This is a genomic window from Enterobacter sp. KB-221C9 (genome assembly GCF_041320715.1).
Classification (GTDB): domain Bacteria; phylum Pseudomonadota; class Gammaproteobacteria; order Enterobacterales; family Enterobacteriaceae; genus Enterobacter; species Enterobacter asburiae_D.
Map to the genome: position 1 here is coordinate 169,292 of NZ_JBGIWG010000010.1, position 21,305 is coordinate 190,596.

A 21,305-nucleotide genomic window follows, 5' to 3' on the forward strand; every position below is an offset into this window, starting at 1 on the left:
GATGAAACGGTTACCCTGGATTACCGCCCTGCTGTTAATGAGTGCCTCAACGGCCGCGCTGGCGGCACCGGATTCCTGCGAGCGCGTGAAAAGCGACATTCAGCAGAAGATTATCAACAACGGCGTGCCTGAATCAGGTTTTACGCTGAGCATTGTGCCAAACGACCAGGCCGATCAGGCGGGCACGCAGGTGGTGGGCCACTGCGCCAACGACACCTTTAAAATTTTGTACACCCGAACGGGCAACGGGGCTGCTGAAGCTCAGTAATTTACCCTCAATCCCCTTTGATTTGATGAGGATTAAGATCTAATACCCCCAAATAAGTAACACTCACCCCATCATTAGCCCGGTTATCATTTCGGGAAAAATAATACGCAATTATAATGATGGGGTGAGCCATGTCCGATACTGAACATCACGGCGGAATTAGCCGTCGAACTCTCGTGAAATCTACGGCTATAGGTTCTCTGGCGCTTGCCGCTGGCGGGATCTCGCTTCCTTTTGGTTTAAAAAGCGCCGCCGCCGCGGTGAAGAACGCCGTCCAGCCCTCTGAAGATAAAGTGGTGTGGGGCGCCTGCTCGGTCAACTGCGGCAGCCGCTGCGCGCTGCGTCTGCACGTCCGTGACGATGAAGTGTACTGGGTCGAAACGGATAACACCGGCGAGGATATTTACAGTAACCATCAGGTGCGCGCCTGCCTGCGCGGACGTTCAATTCGCCGTCGTATCAACCACCCTGATCGCCTGAACTACCCGATGAAACGCGTGGGCAAACGCGGTGAGGGCAAGTTTGAACGCATCACATGGGATGAGGCGCTAAACACCCTCACCGCCAGCCTGAAAGACGTGGTGGCCAAATACGGCAACGAAGCAGTATATATTAACTACTCCTCCGGCATTGTCGGCGGCAATATCACCCGCTCCTCCCCTTACGCTTCGCTGGTGGCGCGCCTGATGAACTGCTACGGCGGTTTCCTGAGCCACTACGGCACCTACAGCACGGCGCAAATCGCCTGCGCCATGCCCTACACCTACGGCAGCAACGACGGGAACAGCACCTCGGATATTGAAAACACCAGGCTGGTGGTGATGTTCGGCAATAACCCGGCGGAAACGCGCATGAGCGGCGGCGGGATTACGTATTATCTGGAGCAGGCTCGCGAGCGGTCCAACGCACGCATGATCGTTATCGACCCGCGCTATACCGATACGGCAGCCGGACGCGAAGATGAATGGATCCCGATCCGTCCGGGTACCGATGCCGCACTGGTGGCGGGTATTGCCTGGGTATTAATCAACGAAAACCTGGTCGACCAGCCGTTTCTCGATAAATACTGCGTTGGCTACGACGAAAAAACGCTGCCGGAAGGCGCGCACGCTAACGCACACTACAAAGCGTACATTCTCGGCCAGGGCGATGACCACACGGCAAAAACGCCGGAGTGGGCCTCACGCATTACCGGCATTCCAGCGGATCGTATCGTCAAACTTGCCCGCGAAATCGGCTCCGCAAAACCGGCCTACATCTGCCAGGGCTGGGGACCACAGCGTCAGGCGAACGGCGAGCTGACGTCCCGCGCCATCGCCATGCTGCCTATTCTGACTGGAAACGTGGGGATTAACGGCGGTAACAGCGGTGCGCGTGAGTCAACCTACACCATCACCATTGAACGTATGCCTCTGCCGGATAACCCGGTCAAAACGCAAATCTCCTGCTTCAGCTGGACGGACGCCATCGCCCGCGGGCCGGAGATGACCGCCCTGCGCGACGGCGTGCGCGGCAAGGATAAGCTGGACGTGCCGATTAAGTTCATCTGGAACTACGCGGGTAATACCATCATCAACCAGCACTCCGATATCAATAAAACCCACGATATCCTGCAGGATGAAAGCAAGTGCGAAATGATTGTCGTCATCGATAACTTCATGACCTCGTCAGCGAAGTACGCCGATATCGTGCTGCCGGACCTGATGACCGTCGAGCAGGAAGACATCATTCCGAACGATTATGCGGGCAATATGGGCTACCTGATTTTCCTCCAGCCCGTGACCGCGCCGAAGTTCGAGCGTAAGCCTATCTACTGGATCATGAGCGAAGTGGCAAAACGCCTCGGGCCGGATATCCATCAGAAATTCACAGAAGGACGCACGCAGGAAGAGTGGCTGCAGTTCCTGTATGCCAAAATGCTCGAAAAAGACCCCAAGCTTCCGTCCTATGACGAGCTGAAAAAAATGGGCATTTATAAGCGCAAGGATCCGAACGGACACTTTGTAGCCTATAAAAAATTCCGCGAGAACCCGGAAGCTAATCCGCTCAAAACGCCATCGGGCAAGATTGAAATATACTCCAGCAAGCTGGCGGAAATTGCGTCCACCTGGGATCTGGAAAAAGATGAGACCATCAGCCCTCTGCCCGTCTATGCATCAACCTTTGACGGATGGGATGCGCCCGAGCGCGCACAGTTCCCGCTGCAGCTGTTCGGTTTCCACTTCAAAGCCCGTACCCACTCGAGCTACGGTAACGTCGACGTGCTGAAAGCGGCCTGCCGTCAGGAGGTCTGGCTTAATCCTGTCGATGCCGAAAAACGCGGCATTAAGAGCGGCGATACGGTGCGCGTCTTTAATCATCGCGGCGAGGTGAGAATTGAAGCGAAAGTGACGCCGCGCATCATGCCCGGCGTGAGCGCCATGGGCCAGGGTGCCTGGCACGATGCCAATATGAGTGGCGATCGTATCGACCACGGCTCATGCATCAACACGCTGACGACCCATCGACCTTCTCCGCTGGCAAAAGGCAACCCGCAGCACACCAATCTGGTGCAGATTGAGAAGGTGTAAAGGGTGAAACACGAGACCCTGGTTTATTCTATGGTCAGTATTATCGGTTAACACAGTCGCGCGGACGTCATCCGCGCGAGCAAGGAAGGTTTAATGAAAGACGTCTCACATCGTGAATCGTTCGCGTTCAGCGCCCGGGTGCTGGGCGCGCTGTTTTACTTCGCTCCCAACAGCGAGCAGGCCGCGCCGCTGGTGAAAGCGCTCACCGCCGGCGAATGGGTTCAGGACTGGCCCCTGCCTTCGGAAGCGCTGCAGCCCGTTGCCGATACGTTTGCCTCATCTTCCGATGAGCCGCTGACGGACGCCTGGCAACGGCTGTTTATTGGCCCTTACGCCCTGCCCGCTCCGCCGTGGGGTTCCGTCTGGCTCGACCGCGAATCCGTGCTGTTTGGCGATTCGACCCTCGCGCTGCGCCAGTGGATGCGGGAGAACAATATCGCTTTTGAGATGCAGCAGAATGAGCCGGAAGATCACTTTGGTACGCTGCTAATGCTCGCGGCGTGGCTGGCCGAGAATGGCCGCGAGTCGGAGTGCGATCAGCTTCTGGCGTGGCACCTGCTGCCGTGGAGCACCCGCTTTCTGTCAGTGTTTGTCGACAACGCCGGGCATCCGTTTTATACCGCGCTGGGCAGGCTCGCACAGTTGACGCTTACGGACTGGCGATCCGGGCTGCTTATTCCGGTTGCGGAAAAGACGCTGTATCGCTAAGGGGTGTGGCTTGCTCGCCGGTGGCGGGCAAGCCTTTAACCTATGCCTCTCCACCTGATTCACTCACACTCTCTTTGCTTTGAATGAACCGAAGTGCCAAATAGAGATCTGGCGCCAGAATCATGTCATCATCATTCATTGTTGGCCGACTCTCTTTAAACCAGCGTGTTAATTCCGTTTTCCTGCCCGCAAGGATTAATTTAATCTGTCGACCTTTCAGGTCACGCTTTAACTCATTAATGGTTGCCAGAACGCTGATGTCTGAATAGGTGAAGCAAGCAACGGCATCAATGACCACCCATTTAGGTTGTAAGGCCGCGCCATCAACCAGGTTCAATACCCGACGTTTAAAATAAGCCACATTAAAATAGGTCAAGGGTGAGTTAAATCGATACATCAGCACGCCCGGGACCATTTTAATATCGGTTGTATTACCTAATGAGTGAATCATTCCATCTTCGTCAGTGCCCAGCAAGTGCTCGGAGGGACGAAACACTGTACGAAGGAACTGTAGCAGCCCAAGCAGCACCGCAAGGCCGATCCCCTGGATAACGCCGATAATTAAAACACAGCCAAACGTGAAGAAGGCCAGGCGAAATGCCTGTTTATTTCTGCGCCTCAGGTTCCATAGCCCACGTAAATCAATTAATGACCACGAGGCATACATTAGAACAATACCTAATGCAGATACCGGAATAAATTGTAATGGCTGAGTGAAAAACACCACGACGATACCGATGAGTAAGGCCGCGACGATGGAAACCAGCTGACTTTTCCCACCAACGGAATCATTAACCGCGGTCCGGGAATCGGCTCCACTGATAGCGAATCCCTGAGATAACCCAGACATAATGTTCGCTATACCCAGCGCTCTGAACTCAGCATCAGCATTAATTTCATAGCCATTTTTTGCGGCAAAACTGCGGGCGGTCAGCATCAGGCTGACAAAACTAACTAAAGCCAGGTTCAGCGCCGGGATCACTAAATCACGCATCGGACCGGGCTGGAACGCCCCCCAGTTAACGACGGGTAAACCAGGCTGGAAGCCATCGCCCCCAATCGTGGCAATACCATACTGCTGCGCAGACGTGGCCCACACCAGTACCGTAGTCATCACAATGGCAATCAACGGTGCTGGCCAGTGGCTGCGATACGTTTTAATAACTATTAAAATAATTAACGTTAAAAGTGAGATCCCTATGGTTAATAAATGGCTGTCTGAAAGATGGCCTGGCAAGGCCATTATTTTCTCAATAACCTGCGCTTGATCGAGCTTGATTCCCAAAACCTTACCTAATTGCCCGACAATAATCGTCACGGCTACGCCATTAAGCAACCCCGTAAGAATGGGATGAGAAAGCAGATCGGCAAGTGCGCCCAGGCGAAATTTACTGGCAAGCAGGCACCACCCGCCCATCATCAATGTCATGATGATTGTTAGTTGCCAGTGCAGTTCGGGATTACCCGCAGAAAGAGGAAACACGACGGCCGCAATCACCGCGCAGGTCGTGGCATCAGGGCCAACAATAAGCTGACGTGAAGAACCAAACAGTGCATACGCTATCATCGGTAAAACGCAGGAATACAGCCCCACGATAGCCCCAACCCCCGCCAGCTCAGCATAAGCAATAGCAACGGGTAGCGCGACAGCCGCAACGGATAACCCGGCTTTAACATCCTGTTTTAGCCAGTTTTTATCGTAGGCTAACAAATTTTGTAAACCTGGCATGTAGTTTAATAAAACTTTTCCGAACACGTTATTCTCCGGATATAAATATTACCCGCGTCATGTTGGCACACTTCTCAGTGAGGTTCTGGCTTTCAAATGCTCCGGATTAAGACCGCCACTGTTCAGAATTTAATAACACTTCAACTATTTATTATTCTGACTGGTGTTAAACATAGTTCAAAAACGACCGCTCGTGACTATTCTTCGTCCGTGAACGTATCGGCTTCAGGAGAATAATGCTGACAAACGCATGCCAGCTTATGCCCGTCAGGATCGCGCAGATAGGCAACATAAAAATCGGGGCCGTACGCGGTTCGTGTCCCTGGCGCGCCTTCATTCTTCCCTCCCGCGAGGAGGCCTGCGGCATGGAACCGTCTGACAAGGTCCGCGTTATCTGCACGGAATGCGAACATAGTTCCGTTTCCCGCCGTTGCAGGATGCCCGTCAAAAGGAGGGCAAATGCAGAAGCTGAACCCCTCATCCGGATTATTTTCATCTCCCCACATTGCCCAGTCCTCTGTCCAGGCAGGCAAACGTGAATAACCAAGCACGTTAAAAATAGCGTCATAAAACGCCACGGCGCGCTGAAGGTCATTTGTACCTAGAGTGATATAAGTCAGCATCTTGTTTCATCCTCTTTGCCGTTTATCTGAACGGCGATTATACCTCACAGTCTAAGATTCAAGGTTCGCAGAAGCTGTTCTGCAAGGTCATCTCAGCCCCCCACCCCGTGACGTGAAGACCTCAAGTTTCCGTACGTATGCTAAAATTTGTTCAGCTGAAGGCCGAAGATCGGGCCTTATAATTTCAGTACGTTGGCCAAAGTGAGCGAATATGGATAATATTCCACATAAGCAGACAGATCGGAAAAGATATCCCACATGGCTGTGGTGCGGAAGTTTTTATCTGGTTACATCGCATTGCTTTGCAGACGAAATAAATCTGTATTCAATAAACACGGGATCATACGTTTATCATCTGACGCATAATCACGGGCAATACACGGAGAACTTTGAAAATAAGTTTGTTTCCGTGGAGAGGAAATTCTCGGATACGTCAAAATACAGTGTTGTGCTAGGCACAATGAAAAACAGCTTTAATGACAGATGCCTGGCTGCCGGCGTGAGAAGAGACTGGGCTGGATGGGATAACGGTTGGGTTTTTAAAGGAATCTATGGATATGTAGGTGAATTTTTCTTTGATACGTTCGATGATTGTGGCGACCATGGTTCATACCATGATTTTAAAAAAGTAACAGGGATAGGGTTCTCTCCGTACATATATCATGGATTCCAGTATAATTTTACGTCTTATTTTGGAATGGATGTGGGTATTATTATACCCTCCGTGTTTGTCATTACGGCACAATGGAGCTTTAGATAAACCCTTAACCGCGAGTGCAGTGCTGTAACTGTCTGCAAAGGGAACCGCCCCGCCATCTCAACCGGAGCGGCTTAAATTACCGCTGGTGCGCGCTCAAAACGTTAAGCCATCGCAGCCAACAATCAGAAACTGTACGTCACCTTCAAACTTCCCGTGGGTGATGTTTTACGCTGCACAATGGGACTATCACCCGCATCCCCCGTCAGCTGCGTAACGCCCGCTGAGGCAAGCACGCTCCAGCGCGAGGTGAGCCTGTGGGTCCAGTCCAGATTCATCGAATAAGCATAAATCCCGGCCCCGGCATCATGTCGGGCAAATCCCGATGCGCTCGACTGAGCGGCGCTGACCCCGTAGTAGGTCTGCATATACTTGTCGGATCCCCAACTGCCGGTCAGCGCCAGCGTCACCTCATTTTTTGGTGAGGTATAGAACGGGCTGGAAATGCCGAAATGCACCGCTTCACCGTTGTCCCTCTCAGAAATCGGTACCTCCGCCTGCAGCTTCAGATGAAGCCAGTCGGTTACCTTGTACTCCAGCCCAGGCACAACGATTGCCGAGCCTTTTATCTCGCCCATCCCCCGCAGCTCGTCGCTGCCGGAGCTGATCGAGTCGCTGCTCACGTCTTTATCTTTACGGCCAATTCGATAGCTCAGCGCGGCGCTGTAGTCCAGGTTGCCGATGCTGTTGCCGTAACCGATACCCCGCGTGGTGCCGATAAAAAAGCCGTTTGCCATGGCGTAATCCACCACCTGAGCCGCGCTGACGCGGGTTTTATCTGAACCCGAGTAGCGTGGCGCGACGTCCACGCCGCCCCCCAGGGTTAAGACGTTACCCTGGCCCTGTTCTGCCGCCGGTACGGGCGTGGCCAGTAACGCCAGAACGACGCCCGGCACGATGTTTTTCAGGCTGCAGCCCGAAGATAAATGGGGGAACGTATGACGCAGTTCGATGTTTCTCATTACGGAAGCCCTTTGGATTCAAATGATGACGATGCATGCGGTTAACCGCCAGAACGCCCATTCTGAATACCGACCCTAAGGTTCTGATGAGCCGAATATGAAGAAACACTGAAGCGCGAGCAGGTGCTGTAAACCGGACTGGTTTCCTGATACCGTTTTTTTCTTAAGATGTTCTTCATTCACGGTTGATACAGTTGCCAGTGTGAAAATTCTACTAATCGAAGACGACCTGGATCTCGGCAATGGCGTACGTATCGCCCTCTCAGATCAAGGTTTTGACGTCATATGGGTTCGCCGTAAAGAGGATGCGCTGCATCAGCTGGACGTCTGCGTGCCGGAACTTATTTTGCTCGACCTGGGGCTGCCCGACGGCGATGGCATGAGCCTGATGACGCGTTTGCGCCAGCAGCTCAAGGGGATCCCGGTCATCATCCTGACCGCGCGAGGCACGCTGCAGGATCGGCTTTGCGGGCTGGATGCCGGTGCGGACGACTATCTCGTCAAACCTTTTATTCTCGCCGAGCTGCTGGCGCGAGTCAGAGCCCTGGCGCGGCGCAGCTACGGTTTCGAGAATGAGGCGATAGAAATTCGAGGCCTATCTCTTCATGTCCCGACGCGTCGCGTGACGGTGAGCGCGCGCCACGTAGACCTGACGGCGAGTGAATATGCATTGCTAGAAACGCTGATGCTGCGCGCGGACCGCGTGATTACGCGACGGTTTCTGGAAGAACGGATATTCGGCAACAAAGAGAACCTCAGCAACGCGCTCGACGTGCATATGGGGAATTTGCGGCGAAAGATCGGCGACGGCTATGTGCGAACGGTGCGTGGCGTCGGGTATGTCATTGATACCGTCTCAGTCCAGAAGGTGACCGGTTAATGCAAAACGTCTGGTATCACCTGAGACGCCCAACCCTGGTACGGCGAATTATCATCGCCCAGATGCTGCTGCTTACCCTGCTGTGGTGTCTTTTTGTAACCTTCATTCTGTGGGAGGACCTGCGCAGTCCTCCCATCCTCACGGGGAGTAATACCTACGAAACCCTTTTTACCCTGGTAGAGCGGATGGACGAACACCCGCAGGATCGCACCGCAGTGCTGGAATCCTTCAGCAAGGCGCTGCGTGAGGGCTATGGCGGCGGGGAAGATCCCGTGCTGTCGATTAACCTCATCGTTCGCAAGAATAATGCCGTTATATTTTCATCGCAGGGAGCGCCCGCAGGGGTAACAAACACCCGGCTGGGGGAAATGGAGCATGTGCAGAGTGAAGGCCGCGTCTGGACCAGCCGCACCCTCAAATCCCCTCGCTCCGACGTGGAGGTTACCCTTTTCACCCCTGCCAGCGGCTGGAACTTCTTTATCTACCTGAACTCGCGCGGCTACTACATCCTGCCGCTGCTGGTCTGCTTCCCTTTTCTGCTGTTTCCCGCGTGGCTCTCAATCCGCATTGCGATGCGCCCCTGGAACAAGGTGGTCAATGAAATTACGTTACGCACGCCTGACGATCTCTCTCCCTTAAAAGCCGTTCCCAGGCACAGGGAGCTGCGCCAGATGGTGGACGCGATCAATGACTTTCTTGCCAGGGTGCGTGAAAGCGCGGAAAGGGAACGGGTTTTCATTGCGGATGCCGCGCACGAGCTGCGTACGCCCCTCGCGGCGATGCGCATCAACGTGGAAGCGCTGCAAACCTGGGTCATCAGCGAGAGCCAGCAGGAGCTTCTGGCCGGGGTGATTCGCAGCAACAGCCGCGCTGCCCGTCTCGTCAACCAGCTGCTGCTGATGATGCACAGTGAAGCGCGCATTGATACGGACATGGAGCCCGTGCCACTGACGACGCTCATTCAGGAGCGAATGGCCGAGCTGGAGCCGCTGGCTTCTGCGCGCAGGATTGAGCTGGAATTCTTCGCCGAGGATGAAATCTGGGTCCCAGGCGTCAGGGAACGCCTGGTGTCGCTCATTGATAACCTCATTGAGAACGCCGTGAAGTACAGTCCTGAGGGCGGGCGGATTCAGGTCGATGCCCGTACATTAGATTGCTTCGCGCGGCTTCGCGTGTCAGATGCAGGGCCGGGTATTCCGGTTGAGCTGCGGGAGCGCGCTTTCGACCGGTTTTTTCGCGATCCCAATCAGGTGCAAAGCGGCAGCGGGCTGGGGCTTGCCATCGTCAAAGCTGTGGCGCAGCAGCACAGCAGCAGCGTAAACCTGAGCACTTCCGCAGAAGGTGGCCTGATGGTGACGGTTGACTTCCCGAACCGCACGTTTAGCTAAACAGGAAAAGGGTGTTCGATCGCAAATGCCGCAGATTGCTTCAAAATAATTACCGTATTTGTTATATTGTTGTTTATTGCTTATTCACCTCTGCGGTGCCAAAAAGAACAAGATTCACCGCGACCCAGGATACAAAAATGTTAGATTACCGCTTCCCGACAGCTTTGCAGATGGTTCTCAGCGTAGCGATGGCGGAGCAATTGGGCGAACGTTCGACGAGTGCAATTCTGGCCTACGGCCTGGAAGCAAACCCGAGCTTCATCCGCAAATTGATGGTTCCGCTGACGCGCGACGGCATTATCGTCTCAACGCTTGGCCGTAACGGCTCAATTCATCTTGGCCGCCCGCCGGAAGAGATCACCCTGCGCGACATCTACCTTTCGGTCATCGAAGATAAAAAGCTCTGGGCCTCGCGCCCTGACGTACCGGCCCGCTGCGTGGTCAGCGCTAACGCCTGCTGGTACTTCAAGTCTATCTCCGAAGAAGCTGAGCAGGCGTCGTTAGCGGTATTAGCCCGCCACACCGTGGCAAGCGCCCTGGAAGCGGTCAAAAACGCCGACAGCAGCGGATGGGATCCGCTCCCCGACCTTATTGCCCAGTATCAAAAAACGTCGTAACGATCTTGCCGGGTGGCGCTGCGCTTACCCGGCCTACATTCTGATATAAAAAAACCGCCTTCACAGTGAAGGCGGTTTTTTATTATCGGCAACGTCCCTATGCGGGCAGAACGTCCCTTTCCTCTTTTTTGCCGCGCGTCACGAACTTACGCAGCGTCACATAAAATACCGGCGTCAGGAACAGACCAAACAGCGTCACGCCAAGCATCCCGGAGAAGACCGTGATGCCGGTGACGCCGCGCACTTCTGCGCCCGCGCCGTGGCCGAGGATCAGCGGAATGGTCCCGGCAATAAAGGCGATGGAGGTCATCACAATCGGGCGTAAACGCAGGCGACACGCCTCCAGCGCGGCTTCCATAATGCCTTTGCCCTGAATTTCCAGCTCGCGGGCAAACTCCACGATAAGAATCGCGTTTTTACAGGCCAGCCCCATCAGTACCACCAGCCCTACCTGCACGAAGACGTTGTTATCGCCACCGGTCAGCCAGACGCCAAACAGCGCGGAGAGCATGGTCATCGGCACGATGAGGATCACCGCCAGCGGCAGCGTCCAGCTTTCATACAGCGCCGCCAGCACCAGGAACGCCAGCAGCACCGCGACCGGGAAGACGATCAGCGCTGTATTGCCCTGCGTCGCCTGCTGGAAGCTCAGGTCCGTCCATTCAATGTTCATCCCGTTCGGCAGGATCTGCTTAGACATCGCGTCCAGCTGCGTCATCGCCTGCGCAGACGAAAGCACGCGCGGGTCGGCATCGCCAATCAAATCCGCCGCCGGGTAACCGTTGTAGCGAATCACCGGATCCGGCCCGTAGGTGGTCGTGATTTTCACCATGCTGCCAATCGGCACCATTTCGCCCCGGCTGTTACGGGTGCGGAGATTCGCAATGTCTTCCACGCTGTCGCGGAACTGCCCGTCGGCCTGCGCCATCACGCGCCAGGTACGCCCGAACTGGTTGAAGTCATTCACGTACGACGAGCCCAGATAGGTTTGCAGCGTACCGAAAAGATCGGTCAGCAATACGCCCTGCGCTTTCGCCTTATCGCGGTCGACCTGCACGTCCAGCTGCGGAACGTTAGCCTGGTAGGTTGAGATCGGGAAGTGCATTCCCGGCGTCTGCATAATCGCGCCGGACATGGTGTTTACCGCATTTTGCAGCGCGCCATAGCCCAGACCACCGCGATCCTGGATGTACAGGGAATAGCCCGACCCCTGACCCAGCCCTAAAATCGGCGGCGGCAGGATGGAGAAGCCAAAGCCTTCCTGAATTTGCGCGATTTTCGCGTTGATCTCCGCGTTAATTTCCGCCGCAGTATGTTTACGCTGGTCGAACGGCTTCAGGCCGAAGAACACCGTCCCGGTATTCGGCGTGTTGGTGAACTGCAGCGCGTTCAGCCCCGGGAACGCAACCGCGTAGTCCACGCCTTCGGTATTCATCCCGATTTCGCTCATTTTGTGGATCACCGCATCGGTGCGCGCCAGCGACGAACCTTCCGGCATTTTCACGCCGCCAATCAGGTACAGCTTATCCTGCGTCGGAATAAACCCGCCGGGCACCGCTTTAAACATGACGCCTGCGGCACAGAGCAGCAGCAGATACACCACAAATACCGAGCCGCGTCGTCCCAGCGTTTTGCCCACCAGCCCCTGATAGCCGTTCGAGCTGCGGTGGAAAAAGCGGTTAAACGGACGGAAAATCCAGCCGAACAGACGATCGATAAGCCGGGTCGGGAAATCCTTCGGCGCGCCGTGCGGTTTTAACAGCAGTGCCGCCAGCGCCGGAGAGAGCGTCAGCGAGTTAATGGCGGAGATGACCGTGGAAATCGCGATCGTCACCGCAAACTGCTTGTAGAACTGCCCGGTAACGCCCGAGAGGAACGCCATCGGCACAAACACCGCGCACAGCACCAGCGCAATCGCGATGATCGGCCCGGACACTTCGCGCATCGCCTGATGCGCCGCCGCAAGCGGAGCAAGCCCCTCTTCGATATTTCGCTCGACGTTTTCCACCACCACGATGGCGTCATCCACCACGATACCGATGGCCAGCACCAGCCCGAACAGGCTCAGGGTATTCAGCGAGAAGCCCAGCAGGTAGAGAATGCTGAAGGTACCCACCACCGAAACCGGCACCGCGATCAGCGGAATGATCGACGCGCGCCAGGTTTGCAGGAACAGGATCACCACCAGCACCACCAGCACCACCGCTTCCAGCAGCGTTTGCACCACCGCGCGGATGGAGTCGCGCACGAAAACGGTCGGATCGTAAGGTGCCGCCCACTTCATGTCCGCCGGGAAGCGCGTGGACAATTCGTCCATTTTCGCGCGCACCGCGTTAGACAAATCAATGGCGTTCGCCCCCGGAGACTGGAAAATACCAATCCCGACCGCGTCTTTATTGTTCAGCTGGGAACGCAGCGCATAGCTGCCGGACCCCATTTCGATACGCGCCACGTCGCGCAGGCGGACGACCGTACCGTCCTGCGTCGTTTTCAGGACAATATTGCCAAACTCTTCTTCGGTATGCAGACGGCCCTGGGCGTTAATGGAGATCAGGAAATCGCTCTCTTTCGGCAGCGGCTCGGCGCCAAGCTGCCCGGCGGACACCTGCACGTTCTGCTCCTGCATCGCCGTCACCACGTCCGACGCGGTTAGCCCGCGGGCCGCCACCTTGTTGGGATCCAGCCAGACGCGCATTGCGTATTCACCCGAGCCGAAAATCTGGATCTGGCCGACGCCGGGCAGGCGCGCCAGCTCGTCCTTCACCTTCAGCGTGGCGTAGTTACGCATATACAGGGAGTCATACTTGCCGTTAGGCGAAAACAGATGCACCACCAGCGTCAGCGTCGGGGACTGTTTCTGAGTGGTAATGCCCAAACGCCGCACGTCTTCCGGCAGACGCGCTTCGGCCTGCGCGACGCGGTTTTGCACCTGAACCTGCGCCTGATCCGGGTCGGTTCCCGGACGGAAGGTGACGGTGGTCACCAGCACGCCATCGGAACCCGCGACGGACTTCATGTACATCATGTTCTCAACGCCGTTGATCGCCTCTTCCAGCGGCGTCGCCACGGTCTCGGCAATCACTTTCGGGTTGGCGCCCGGGTACTCCGCGCGCACCTGCACGCTTGGCGGCACGACGTCAGGGTATTCGCTCACCGGCAGCAGCGGGATGGCGATTAACCCTGTGATAAAAATCAGAATCGACAGCACCGCGGCAAAAATCGGCCTGTCGATGAAAAAGCGGGAAAAGTCCATGGGTTGGATTCTCAGGTCAAGGGATCAGTTGAGGGCGCTGGCGGCGGTCATGGCAACGGTTTTGGCGTTAACCGGCATACCCGGCATAAACACTTTTTGTAAACCCTCGACGATGACTTTATCGCCAGGGTTCAGCCCCTGCCGCACGATGCGTAAACCGTCTGCCAGACGGCCCGGCGTGATGTCACGACGCTGCGCTTTCCCCTCTTTATCGACGATATAGACGTATTTACGATCCTGATCGGTCAGCACCGCTTTGTCGTCGATAAGCGTGGCTTTGAACTCCGCGCTGCCCGGCAGGCGTACGCGGGCAAAAAGTCCCGGCGTGAACTGACGCTGCGCGTTATCCAGCAGCGCGCGCATGCGGATGGTGCCGGTGCTCGGCGTCAGCTGGTTATCCAGGAAGTCCACTTTGCCCTGATGGGGATAGCCCTCCTCGCCCGTCAGGCCAATCTCAACCGGAAGCGCCGTGTTATTGCTGGACGCCCCCTGCCCGCTGCGGGCCAGATTTTGGTAGTGAAGGTAGGTTGACTCGTCCACGTCAAAGTAGACGTAAACGGTTTTCTGCGAGACCAGCGTGGTGAGGACGCTGGCGGTGTCGCCCGCAGTCACCAGGTTCCCGCTGGTGATCAGCGCCCGGCTGGCGCGACCGTCGATAGGCGCGGTGACTTTGGTGAAGTCCAGGTTGAGCTGCGCGGCGTCCACTGCCGCCTGCGCGGCGCGAATATCGGCCTGCGCCTGAGTGGCGGCCGAACGACGCTGCTCCCACTCTTCGCGGGAGACAACGTTGGTATTGACCAGCTTATCGGTACGGTTAGCCTCGCTTTGTGCCAGGCTGGCCTGCGTTTTGGCTCTCGCCAGGTTCGCCTGCGCCTGTTCCAGCGCCGCGCGATAGGTTCGGTCATCAATCGTGAACAGCACCTCGCCCTTCTTCACTTCCTGGCCGTCGGTGTAATTCACTTTATCAATGTAGCCGGAAACGCGCGGACGAAGCTGAACGCTCTCCACCGCCTCAATCCGGCCGTTAAAGCTATCCCACTGGCTAATGGATTTCACCACCACGTCAGCAGCGCTGACGGCGGGCGCAGGCGGCGCGGCATTTTGCGCGACGCTGTTGTCGCATCCGACGAGCAGCACGGAGAGCAACATGACCCCCAGCGCGTTCAGATGAAAGTTACCCCAGGTTTTTTGCAGGCTCATTATTTTTATTCCGGTAATTGTCGCCGCCGGGCAAGACGCAGCAGGAGGCACCGCGCCACTTCCTTTGTCCGGTGGCTGTCTTAAGGCCATTTGTGTCGTTCATCGCCACAAAACTGTAACAGTTGCGAATACACTATCGCGGCGATTGTAGGAAGGCGCTTAACTAAGTGCAAGAATAATTGTTGCACTTTATGTGCTATTTGAGCGGATGTAAAAAGACCCGTTTCGGTCAAGGCTTTAAATGCAACAATAAAACTTGCAATTAATACAAAAACGCGCCACCTTTTAATGCAACAGACAAAGATACTTTTAGGCAGACAGCGTGGGGGTAACCAGATGAACACTGGCGCATTTATGCATGATTTACTCGACTGGATCGACAACAACCTGGATAGCCGTCTGGACATTGAGTCCGTCGCCAGGCGTTCCGGCTACTCAAAATGGCACCTTCAGCGCCTGTTCAAAGAGCATACGGGCTATCCCCTCGCCGGGTATATTCGCGCGCAAAAGCTGCAAAAATCGGTTGAGCGCTTAACCCGCAGCGATGAACCGATTCTGAACGTGGCGATCGCGCTGGGCTTTGACTCCCAGCAGTCCTTCAACCGCAGCTTTAAGCGTCAGTATGGTCAGGCGCCTGGGGCATGGCGGCGCAGCATGGCTGGCCCGGAAACGCAGCAGCTACGCTAGCAATGAAGTTGTCACGGATGAGATCCTCCCTGCCTACGTCCCAGGCGATGCCCACCTTCCAGCTGATGGACTCCCCCGTTAGCGGAATAATCGCCAGCTCCGGCGGCGCGATATGCGTCACGCTGGTGGGCAGAATGGCCACACCGATACCCGCAACCACCATCGCGACGATAGTTTGGATATCGTCAGTCAGCTGAGTCGATGAGACGAAAAGGCCGTTGTCGTGCAGGAAGCGGTCAATCTGCGCGTTTAAGCCCCGTCCCCGCTCATCATACAGCCGCAACAGAGGGCGTTTCGTCAGCCACTCGCCAACAGACATCGTCGGCGACGCGGCGGGTGCAACCAGAACCAGCCGATCGGTAAATAACGGCAGGTATTCAAGCGCCACGGGGGGAGGAACCCTGACAAAACCGACCTGTAGCTCATCGTTTTGCAATCGCTCGTACTGCTGGAAGGAAGGCAGATCCGTCAATGACAGTTCTACTTCCGGGTAGTCTCGACGAAAGTCAGCGATACAGCGTGGCGCCAGATAAAAGCTTGAAAGTCCGAACCCGACGGCGATATGCCCTTCAACTCCTTTCGATACCCGCTCAGCATGCTGTATAAATAGCTGGCTTTGCCTGACGACTTTTTCAGCCTCTGGCAGCAAACGCCTGCCGCTGGCCGTCAGTATTGCGCCGTGACGACCTCGTGAAAAAAGAGACATATTCACCAGGGATTCGAGGAGATTGATCTGTTTGGTCAATGCCGGCTGTGAGATAAACAGCGCCCGCGCCGCATCGGCATAATTTCCTTTTTCAGCCAGTATCAAAAAGGCCTTTAGCAACCGGGTGTTCATTTTTGCATTCCAGATGGTTATCGAATTCGGAAATGATTTGATTATACAGTTATCGGCAATCGTTATGTAATTCAGTCTCGATGACAACCGGAGACGCAACATGAACGCACTGACATCCTTAAAGGCGGCAACCGTACAGTTTCAGCATCAGGCCAGTAACAAAAAATACAATCTCCTGATAATGGAGAAATTTATTGAACGGGCTGCCCTTGAGCAGGTGAAGATTCTCACTTTCCCTGAAATGTGTATCACCGGCTACTGGCATGTCCCTAAGCTCACCGCAGCGGAGGTGTCTGCGCTGGCAGAGCCAATTGCAGACAGCCCTTCCCTGACGCTCATTCGTTCCCTGGCGATAAAACATCAAATGCTTATTGGCGCCGGTCTTATTGAACGCGCCGACGATGGCCGCCTCTACAATGCATATGTTGCCTGCATGCCGGACGGCTCAATGCATACGCATCGTAAACTCCATGCTTTTGAACATCCGGCCATCAGCAGCGGGGACAGCTTTACCGTTTTTGATACGCCGTGGGGCGTGAAGGTCGGTATCCTGATTTGCTGGGACAATAATCTGGTCGAAAATGTGCGCGCGACGGCGCTTCTGGGTGCCGATATTCTTATCGCGCCGCATCAAACGGGCGGTACGGATTCTCGCAGCCCACACGGGATGAAGCCTATTCCGCTGGCGCTCTGGGAGGAGCGGGAAACGCGCAAGGAAGAAATTACCGCGGCTTTCAAAGGGCCAAGCGGTCGGGAATGGCTCATGCGCTGGCTGCCTGCCCGCGCGCATGACAACGGGTTATTTCTTCTCTTCAGCAACGGTGTCGGTGCCGATGACGACGAAGTGCGCACGGGCAATGCCATGATCCTCGACCCGTATGGCAGGATCGTGAACGAAACCTGGGCGGCTGAAGATGCGATGGTAAGCGCTGAACTCGATTTAAGCCTGCTTGCTATGAGCACCGGACGCCGCTGGATCCACGGTCGCCGCCCTGATTTATACCAGATACTGACGCAGCCCCAGGGCTATGAACGTGATGCGATTAGCGCACGATTTTCGAATGTGCCCCCTGCTCGCTAAAATGTGAGCAATTTTTAGCTGCAACATAAACCCGGAACTGTTATACTGTATATAATTACAGTATGAGGTGCGCATAATGGCTGTTGAAACAAAATTTGTTGTCGTAAGAAAAGGTGAAGAGAAAATGACATTTGCCAGTAAGAAAGAGGCTGACGCTCACGACAAGCTGCTCGATATGGCAGACGCGTTCACCGACTGGCTGTTGCAAAGCGGAATGCAGATGGATGAAACGCAGGCAGAAAATCTTGGCCTGTATCTCGCCGAGCAGAAAGAGACCGTGCAGTATATTCTGCGTACCAGCAAGCTTCCCGATCTCAATGCCCCAGCTGCAACGGATAAAGCAGAATCCGACGCGGCTGATACGAAAAAAATCAGGGCTGTGAAAGCGGCCTGATTGTCAGAAAAATCATCACCGCCCCTGGAGCCGTAAGCAGCCATCTGCTTGCGGCTTTTTTTAGCCAGAATATGTAAAGCGTAAAGGAGATGACGTGCGGCAAGGAATGAAGGAAAAAATCATTAGGATCTGTGATTCAAAAATCGCCTCTAAGGGAAGCGATGTTGGGCTTTCGTTTTATGCTTTTTTTGCTAATAAAAATGACGATCCTGAACTGCTTATGGAAGTGGCGCACTGGTGGATTATGGAGATGAAGCTGGACCATTTTGAAAAGGCTGAAAAGATCAGAAAGCTCGTCTCAGCCCTGTAACAGCTGCGTCTTAACGTAGACTGAAAGGCAAAAGCAGGTTCGCAATACCTCGCCGTACATTTCCAGGCTAGAGGCTGTGATCTGGTCAACCCCAAAGTAGCGGCTGTTGCAACATCGTGCCAAGAAGGGACGCTAGCATCATTTTTATTTCACCTTTTGCAGGATTGCTCTGAACAGTTCGATGGACCTCCAGATGTCATCATGTGTATCACCATCCCAATCAGGAACTGTGGCCAACTCAGCCATGAACTCCTTTATCAAGATATGCGCATCGGCAACTTCATCCTTCCGACATTTAGATGCGATACGAGATATCTCCTTCGGAGAGAGGCTGCTGTACGGTGAAAAGTTGGTACGCTCGGCTGCAATTAGTTTTTGTAATTTACGCATATGATCAATATATCCGGAGCACTGGTAGTGGGTCGCAAAAATAGTATGCTATATATTAATTCTTCCAGAATCTGGCAGCTAAAAATAGTAGAAAATTAAACTTCCGCTCCTCGTCCAAATCAGACCTACTATTCTTGCAATGTCAGTTTTAGCCAAAGGCAGATGTGGTTACCGGCACGCTATATAATCATTAGAGTGTAAGCAGCCCTTTATTTATTGCCCTTTAATCAGTGCGAATTGTTGTAACAGCTTAACAGTTAACCCTCGGCTCATACTTAACCCATATTTATCCGGGTGGCGATAACTACTCGTGTTTAGACAAAATAGCACACCGAGTGACAGGACCATTTTCATAACCTTGAATGGTGTAGTTCGGGAAATCGGTCACTGTAACCATGCTGTCAGATTGATAACTCTCTGGGGCACTGCGAAGCTGGGTCTCATTTTTTTGGGCCATCTCCGAAGAGTATGGACTGGTTACGCTAACACTGTTCGGATCGATTTTATGTATTTGGCCTGTTTCATCAGTTATGACGTTGAGGCGATAGCGTTGTGTGATCACAGCTGTGGCTGTGCCATAGGGTACAAATGTTGTGATGACCTGATACGTTCGATTGTTACCTTGATTTGAAATCACGGTCATACTGTTTTTAAAATCAAGTGTGACGGGCTTCTGATCCACAATAATATTCAGTGGAACATGACAAACAACCTCACTACCAACCTTTTGTTCTGCATTTAAACGCAATACCTCTTCATGCGAGGCCGCAAAGCAAATTATTGGAAACAGCAGGAGTGAAGCCGAGGCGAGGATTCTGAACATAGTCATATTTTCATGTCTTGTAATGTCATACTACTATACGTACTTCGTCTCATCGTTGAAACAACCTCTTCATGCGGTAGAGGCTCATTTACGATTTACATCACGCCATCGTTCATGTCGGTAGTGATATCTTTCCACGAACGCTATTTATCTATAAAGCGAGAGGGCCGGTAACTTTGCGGGATTGCATTGCTCTGACCGTCGCATAATTCTTCGCATACCAGTCTGCCAATCGTCGCTGCGCACGTAACGGCTGGGTGCATAGAGGCGACGTAAACCGTCCTATTCTCATCAGCAAAACCAAGAACGGGATACCCATCCTGAATAACAGGACGCTCTCCTGTTAAGTACTGGATCAGAGCAGCCGACTCTGCGCCCGTAAGCCTGCCTCTTACCGCGCGTTGTGCAGCCTCCGCCGTTTCTCTGACGTTGCCGCTTGCCGGGTAATCTTCTGCGGCTAATAAATCCCCGTTGTGCGCTTGCCGAACCTCAATATCATCACCGGAGAGGATCGTGTTGACCACGTTCCGGGAGGCCGCAAAGCGCAGCAATATGGCCGGTGATGACAAAACCGGAACATGAATACCCACCCGCTCAGTCAGCGCTGGAATTCCTGTACCGCAGGCCAGCACGACGCAATCTGCGGCCAGCTTCCCCCGAGAGGTCAGGACGCCTGTTACCTTCCCTTCAGACATGTAAAGGCCCGTAACGGTTGTTTGGGTATTTAGGACGACGCCCTTCTCACAGGCTTTGTCGAGCAATAGTCGCGTTGCGCTGGCGGCGTCAATGGCACCATCTTTTGCAGCATAGCGGGCCTCTGAGGGAGGATTGTTCAAAGCAGGTTCAAGGCGGGCAATCTCCGCCTTGTGGAGGAGACGTTCGTCCTGCAGGCAGGACCCGGATGCCGGGCCGTAGGTTAACGAACCGCTCCATTTAATGTTCAGTTCCGGTATGTGTTCTTCCAGCCTGCGCCAGTCCGCAAGTGCAGCTCGCCGGATAAGCACGTCAGCCGCATCATCCTTCACCACACCGGTCAGCCAGCCAAACGCGCTGCCGGTTGCACCTGACGCAGGCATATCCTGTTCAACGAGGGTGACGTCAAATTCACGGTGGGCGAGATGCCATGCGATAGATACGCCAGCGATCCCAGCACCTACGATGACAATCCTTTTTTTATGGGTCATGGTGCCCTTCTCCTGTGTGGGGAACATGTTCATGCCAAGATGGGAAAGTAATCCCTTACAGACAATTTTGTAGGATTGCAAAATTCGTGGGCGCAGCGGTTCAGGACCGCAGCAGAAGACGTCTTTTCGGTGCTCATCACGGAACTTATGACCTTATTATATTTCCGTCTGGTGGCAAAAACTGACATCTCCTTTTAGATGGAATTGTCAGCTACCAATAATGGCTCTTTCATATTTTTATGCCTTTTTTTTTAAATACTACTAACCCAATTTTCATCTATTTCACTATCAACCACAATCGTATTGATCAACCTGCAGTCACTATCTATACAGTCTTTTTACTAACGGTTCTATGGATGATGAATAACAAAACTCTCTATTTATATTATCTATCAATTCAAAAACTTGATCTTCGACCTCATAGTAATCATTTCTAGGCAATCGAGGATGGATTATCCCAAAATCTCGAAGCAAAGTTGTGATGTTATTTTGATGCCTTACGTAAGAGAAAGAACCTGATTTAGCTTGTGAACATGCAGTATTTGAGTCACTAATAGCGCCATTTATTTTAACTATCAGATTGCAGTAGTCTTGAGATATAGATGTAGATCCTGAACGAGACTTGTTAAAAATAATATTATAC

The 21,305-nt window shown here is 53.9% G+C and carries 21 protein-coding genes; 11 read left to right on the forward strand and 10 right to left on the reverse strand.

Annotated features, from left to right (window positions below):
• The first annotated feature begins 1 nt into the window (after position 1).
• The 3 genes from AB8846_RS16185 (at position 2) to dmsD (ending at position 3,546) form a co-directional block, all read left to right on the forward strand.
• Complete coding sequence (locus tag AB8846_RS16185) at positions 2-268, forward strand: DUF1161 domain-containing protein (protein WP_029739394.1); 267 nt, start codon at positions 2-4, stop codon at positions 266-268.
• Between the two features lie 131 nt (positions 269-399).
• The gene (gene ynfE / locus AB8846_RS16190; protein WP_370733159.1) at positions 400-2,838 is read left to right on the forward strand and encodes a selenate/tellurate reductase subunit YnfE; all 2,439 of its coding nucleotides are present in this window, start codon (positions 400-402) and stop codon (positions 2,836-2,838) included.
• A gap of 93 nt (positions 2,839-2,931) precedes the next feature.
• Complete coding sequence (gene dmsD / locus AB8846_RS16195) at positions 2,932-3,546, forward strand: Tat proofreading chaperone DmsD (RefSeq protein ID WP_370733160.1); 615 nt, start codon at positions 2,932-2,934, stop codon at positions 3,544-3,546.
• Between the two features lie 40 nt (positions 3,547-3,586).
• On the opposite strand, the gene AB8846_RS16200 is transcribed toward dmsD, so the two are convergent.
• Together AB8846_RS16200 and AB8846_RS16205 are read right to left on the reverse strand one after the other, a co-directional pair.
• On the reverse strand, positions 3,587-5,302 hold the full coding sequence (locus tag AB8846_RS16200; RefSeq protein ID WP_370733161.1) for a SulP family inorganic anion transporter: 1,716 nt from the start codon (positions 5,300-5,302) through the stop codon (positions 3,587-3,589).
• A gap of 170 nt (positions 5,303-5,472) precedes the next feature.
• Positions 5,473-5,898 (reverse strand): VOC family protein, encoded by a 426-nt coding sequence (locus AB8846_RS16205; RefSeq protein ID WP_370733162.1) that lies wholly within the window; start codon positions 5,896-5,898, stop codon positions 5,473-5,475.
• 211 nt (positions 5,899-6,109) lie between these two features.
• On the opposite strand from AB8846_RS16205, the gene AB8846_RS16210 reads away from it, so the two are divergent.
• Positions 6,110-6,658, forward strand: a complete 549-nt coding sequence (locus AB8846_RS16210; RefSeq protein WP_235836580.1) for a hypothetical protein — start codon at positions 6,110-6,112, stop codon at positions 6,656-6,658.
• A 122-nt stretch (positions 6,659-6,780) separates the two neighbouring features.
• On the opposite strand, the gene AB8846_RS16215 is transcribed toward AB8846_RS16210, so the two are convergent.
• Positions 6,781-7,617, reverse strand: a complete 837-nt coding sequence (locus tag AB8846_RS16215) for a MipA/OmpV family protein (protein WP_370733163.1) — start codon at positions 7,615-7,617, stop codon at positions 6,781-6,783.
• 202 nt (positions 7,618-7,819) lie between these two features.
• Here AB8846_RS16215 and AB8846_RS16220 point away from each other — a divergent pair, with 202 nt between their 5' ends.
• From AB8846_RS16220 to AB8846_RS16230, 3 genes are all read left to right on the forward strand, one after another.
• Positions 7,820-8,497 (forward strand): response regulator transcription factor, encoded by a 678-nt coding sequence (locus AB8846_RS16220; RefSeq protein WP_033145395.1) that lies wholly within the window; start codon positions 7,820-7,822, stop codon positions 8,495-8,497.
• A complete protein-coding gene (locus AB8846_RS16225; RefSeq protein ID WP_370733164.1) occupies positions 8,497-9,885 on the forward strand; it encodes a sensor histidine kinase in 1,389 nt (462 codons plus the stop codon). Before AB8846_RS16220 ends, AB8846_RS16225 begins: the two co-directional genes overlap by 1 nt.
• A gap of 137 nt (positions 9,886-10,022) precedes the next feature.
• Positions 10,023-10,502, forward strand: coding sequence for an Rrf2 family transcriptional regulator (locus tag AB8846_RS16230; RefSeq protein WP_025760257.1), 480 nt, complete (start codon positions 10,023-10,025; stop codon positions 10,500-10,502).
• 97 nt (positions 10,503-10,599) lie between these two features.
• Here AB8846_RS16230 and oqxB read toward each other — a convergent pair whose 3' ends face one another.
• Positions 10,600-13,755 (reverse strand): multidrug efflux RND transporter permease subunit OqxB, encoded by a 3,156-nt coding sequence (gene oqxB / locus AB8846_RS16235; RefSeq protein ID WP_370733165.1) that lies wholly within the window; start codon positions 13,753-13,755, stop codon positions 10,600-10,602.
• A gap of 24 nt (positions 13,756-13,779) precedes the next feature.
• Positions 13,780-14,955: an efflux RND transporter periplasmic adaptor subunit gene (locus tag AB8846_RS16240; RefSeq protein ID WP_063930566.1), complete on the reverse strand. Its 1,176-nt coding sequence runs from the start codon at positions 14,953-14,955 to the stop codon at positions 13,780-13,782.
• A gap of 336 nt (positions 14,956-15,291) precedes the next feature.
• Here AB8846_RS16240 and AB8846_RS16245 point away from each other — a divergent pair, with 336 nt between their 5' ends.
• The gene (locus AB8846_RS16245) at positions 15,292-15,642 is read left to right on the forward strand and encodes a helix-turn-helix domain-containing protein (RefSeq protein WP_029739383.1); all 351 of its coding nucleotides are present in this window, start codon (positions 15,292-15,294) and stop codon (positions 15,640-15,642) included.
• On the opposite strand, the gene AB8846_RS16250 is transcribed toward AB8846_RS16245, so the two are convergent.
• Positions 15,566-16,480 carry a LysR family transcriptional regulator gene (locus tag AB8846_RS16250; protein WP_370733166.1) on the reverse strand — a complete coding sequence of 305 codons (915 nt, stop codon included), beginning with the start codon at positions 16,478-16,480 and terminating at the stop codon, positions 15,566-15,568. The genes AB8846_RS16245 and AB8846_RS16250 overlap by 77 nt on opposite strands.
• 100 nt (positions 16,481-16,580) lie before the next feature.
• Here AB8846_RS16250 and AB8846_RS16255 point away from each other — a divergent pair, with 100 nt between their 5' ends.
• The 3 genes from AB8846_RS16255 (at position 16,581) to AB8846_RS16265 (ending at position 18,265) form a co-directional block, all read left to right on the forward strand.
• Positions 16,581-17,561 carry a nitrilase family protein gene (locus AB8846_RS16255; RefSeq protein ID WP_370733167.1) on the forward strand — a complete coding sequence of 327 codons (981 nt, stop codon included), beginning with the start codon at positions 16,581-16,583 and terminating at the stop codon, positions 17,559-17,561.
• 76 nt (positions 17,562-17,637) lie between these two features.
• On the forward strand, positions 17,638-17,955 hold the full coding sequence (locus tag AB8846_RS16260) for a YebG family protein (RefSeq protein ID WP_370733168.1): 318 nt from the start codon (positions 17,638-17,640) through the stop codon (positions 17,953-17,955).
• Positions 17,956-18,049: 94 nt separating this feature from the next.
• Positions 18,050-18,265, forward strand: coding sequence for a DUF6500 family protein (locus AB8846_RS16265; RefSeq protein ID WP_248206102.1), 216 nt, complete (start codon positions 18,050-18,052; stop codon positions 18,263-18,265).
• Between the two features lie 144 nt (positions 18,266-18,409).
• Here AB8846_RS16265 and AB8846_RS16270 read toward each other — a convergent pair whose 3' ends face one another.
• The 4 genes from AB8846_RS16270 to AB8846_RS16285 all read right to left on the reverse strand — a co-directional run.
• Entirely contained in the window at positions 18,410-18,655 is a 246-nt protein-coding gene (locus AB8846_RS16270; protein WP_370733169.1) for a hypothetical protein, read from the reverse strand.
• Between the two features lie 304 nt (positions 18,656-18,959).
• Complete coding sequence (locus AB8846_RS16275; protein ID WP_370733170.1) at positions 18,960-19,484, reverse strand: hypothetical protein; 525 nt, start codon at positions 19,482-19,484, stop codon at positions 18,960-18,962.
• A gap of 137 nt (positions 19,485-19,621) precedes the next feature.
• On the reverse strand, positions 19,622-20,662 hold the full coding sequence (locus tag AB8846_RS16280; RefSeq protein ID WP_370733171.1) for an NAD(P)/FAD-dependent oxidoreductase: 1,041 nt from the start codon (positions 20,660-20,662) through the stop codon (positions 19,622-19,624).
• Positions 20,663-20,983: 321 nt separating this feature from the next.
• Positions 20,984-21,305, reverse strand: a 322-nt coding sequence (locus AB8846_RS16285; RefSeq protein ID WP_370733172.1) for a retron Ec48 family effector membrane protein, incomplete at its 5' end; no start/stop codon positions are given.

What these genes read in the sequence shown, in the direction of transcription:
- AB8846_RS16245 (WP_029739383.1), top strand. Translation starts at nt 15,292, where the DNA reads ATGAACACTGGCGCATTTATGCATGATTTACTCGACTGGATCGACAAC.
- AB8846_RS16280 (WP_370733171.1), bottom strand. Translation starts at nt 20,662, where the DNA reads ATGACCCATAAAAAAAGGATTGTCATCGTAGGTGCTGGGATCGCTGGC.
- AB8846_RS16250 (WP_370733166.1), bottom strand. Translation starts at nt 16,480, where the DNA reads ATGAACACCCGGTTGCTAAAGGCCTTTTTGATACTGGCTGAAAAAGGA.
- AB8846_RS16255 (WP_370733167.1), top strand. Translation starts at nt 16,581, where the DNA reads ATGAACGCACTGACATCCTTAAAGGCGGCAACCGTACAGTTTCAGCAT.
- AB8846_RS16210 (WP_235836580.1), top strand. Translation starts at nt 6,110, where the DNA reads ATGGATAATATTCCACATAAGCAGACAGATCGGAAAAGATATCCCACA.
- AB8846_RS16275 (WP_370733170.1), bottom strand. Translation starts at nt 19,484, where the DNA reads ATGACTATGTTCAGAATCCTCGCCTCGGCTTCACTCCTGCTGTTTCCA.
- AB8846_RS16215 (WP_370733163.1), bottom strand. Translation starts at nt 7,617, where the DNA reads ATGAGAAACATCGAACTGCGTCATACGTTCCCCCATTTATCTTCGGGC.
- AB8846_RS16225 (WP_370733164.1), top strand. Translation starts at nt 8,497, where the DNA reads ATGCAAAACGTCTGGTATCACCTGAGACGCCCAACCCTGGTACGGCGA.
- AB8846_RS16205 (WP_370733162.1), bottom strand. Translation starts at nt 5,898, where the DNA reads ATGCTGACTTATATCACTCTAGGTACAAATGACCTTCAGCGCGCCGTG.
- AB8846_RS16260 (WP_370733168.1), top strand. Translation starts at nt 17,638, where the DNA reads ATGGCTGTTGAAACAAAATTTGTTGTCGTAAGAAAAGGTGAAGAGAAA.
- AB8846_RS16240 (WP_063930566.1), bottom strand. Translation starts at nt 14,955, where the DNA reads ATGAGCCTGCAAAAAACCTGGGGTAACTTTCATCTGAACGCGCTGGGG.
- AB8846_RS16230 (WP_025760257.1), top strand. Translation starts at nt 10,023, where the DNA reads ATGTTAGATTACCGCTTCCCGACAGCTTTGCAGATGGTTCTCAGCGTA.
- AB8846_RS16185 (WP_029739394.1), top strand. Translation starts at nt 2, where the DNA reads ATGAAACGGTTACCCTGGATTACCGCCCTGCTGTTAATGAGTGCCTCA.
- dmsD (WP_370733160.1), top strand. Translation starts at nt 2,932, where the DNA reads ATGAAAGACGTCTCACATCGTGAATCGTTCGCGTTCAGCGCCCGGGTG.
- AB8846_RS16270 (WP_370733169.1), bottom strand. Translation starts at nt 18,655, where the DNA reads ATGCGTAAATTACAAAAACTAATTGCAGCCGAGCGTACCAACTTTTCA.
- oqxB (WP_370733165.1), bottom strand. Translation starts at nt 13,755, where the DNA reads ATGGACTTTTCCCGCTTTTTCATCGACAGGCCGATTTTTGCCGCGGTG.
- ynfE (WP_370733159.1), top strand. Translation starts at nt 400, where the DNA reads ATGTCCGATACTGAACATCACGGCGGAATTAGCCGTCGAACTCTCGTG.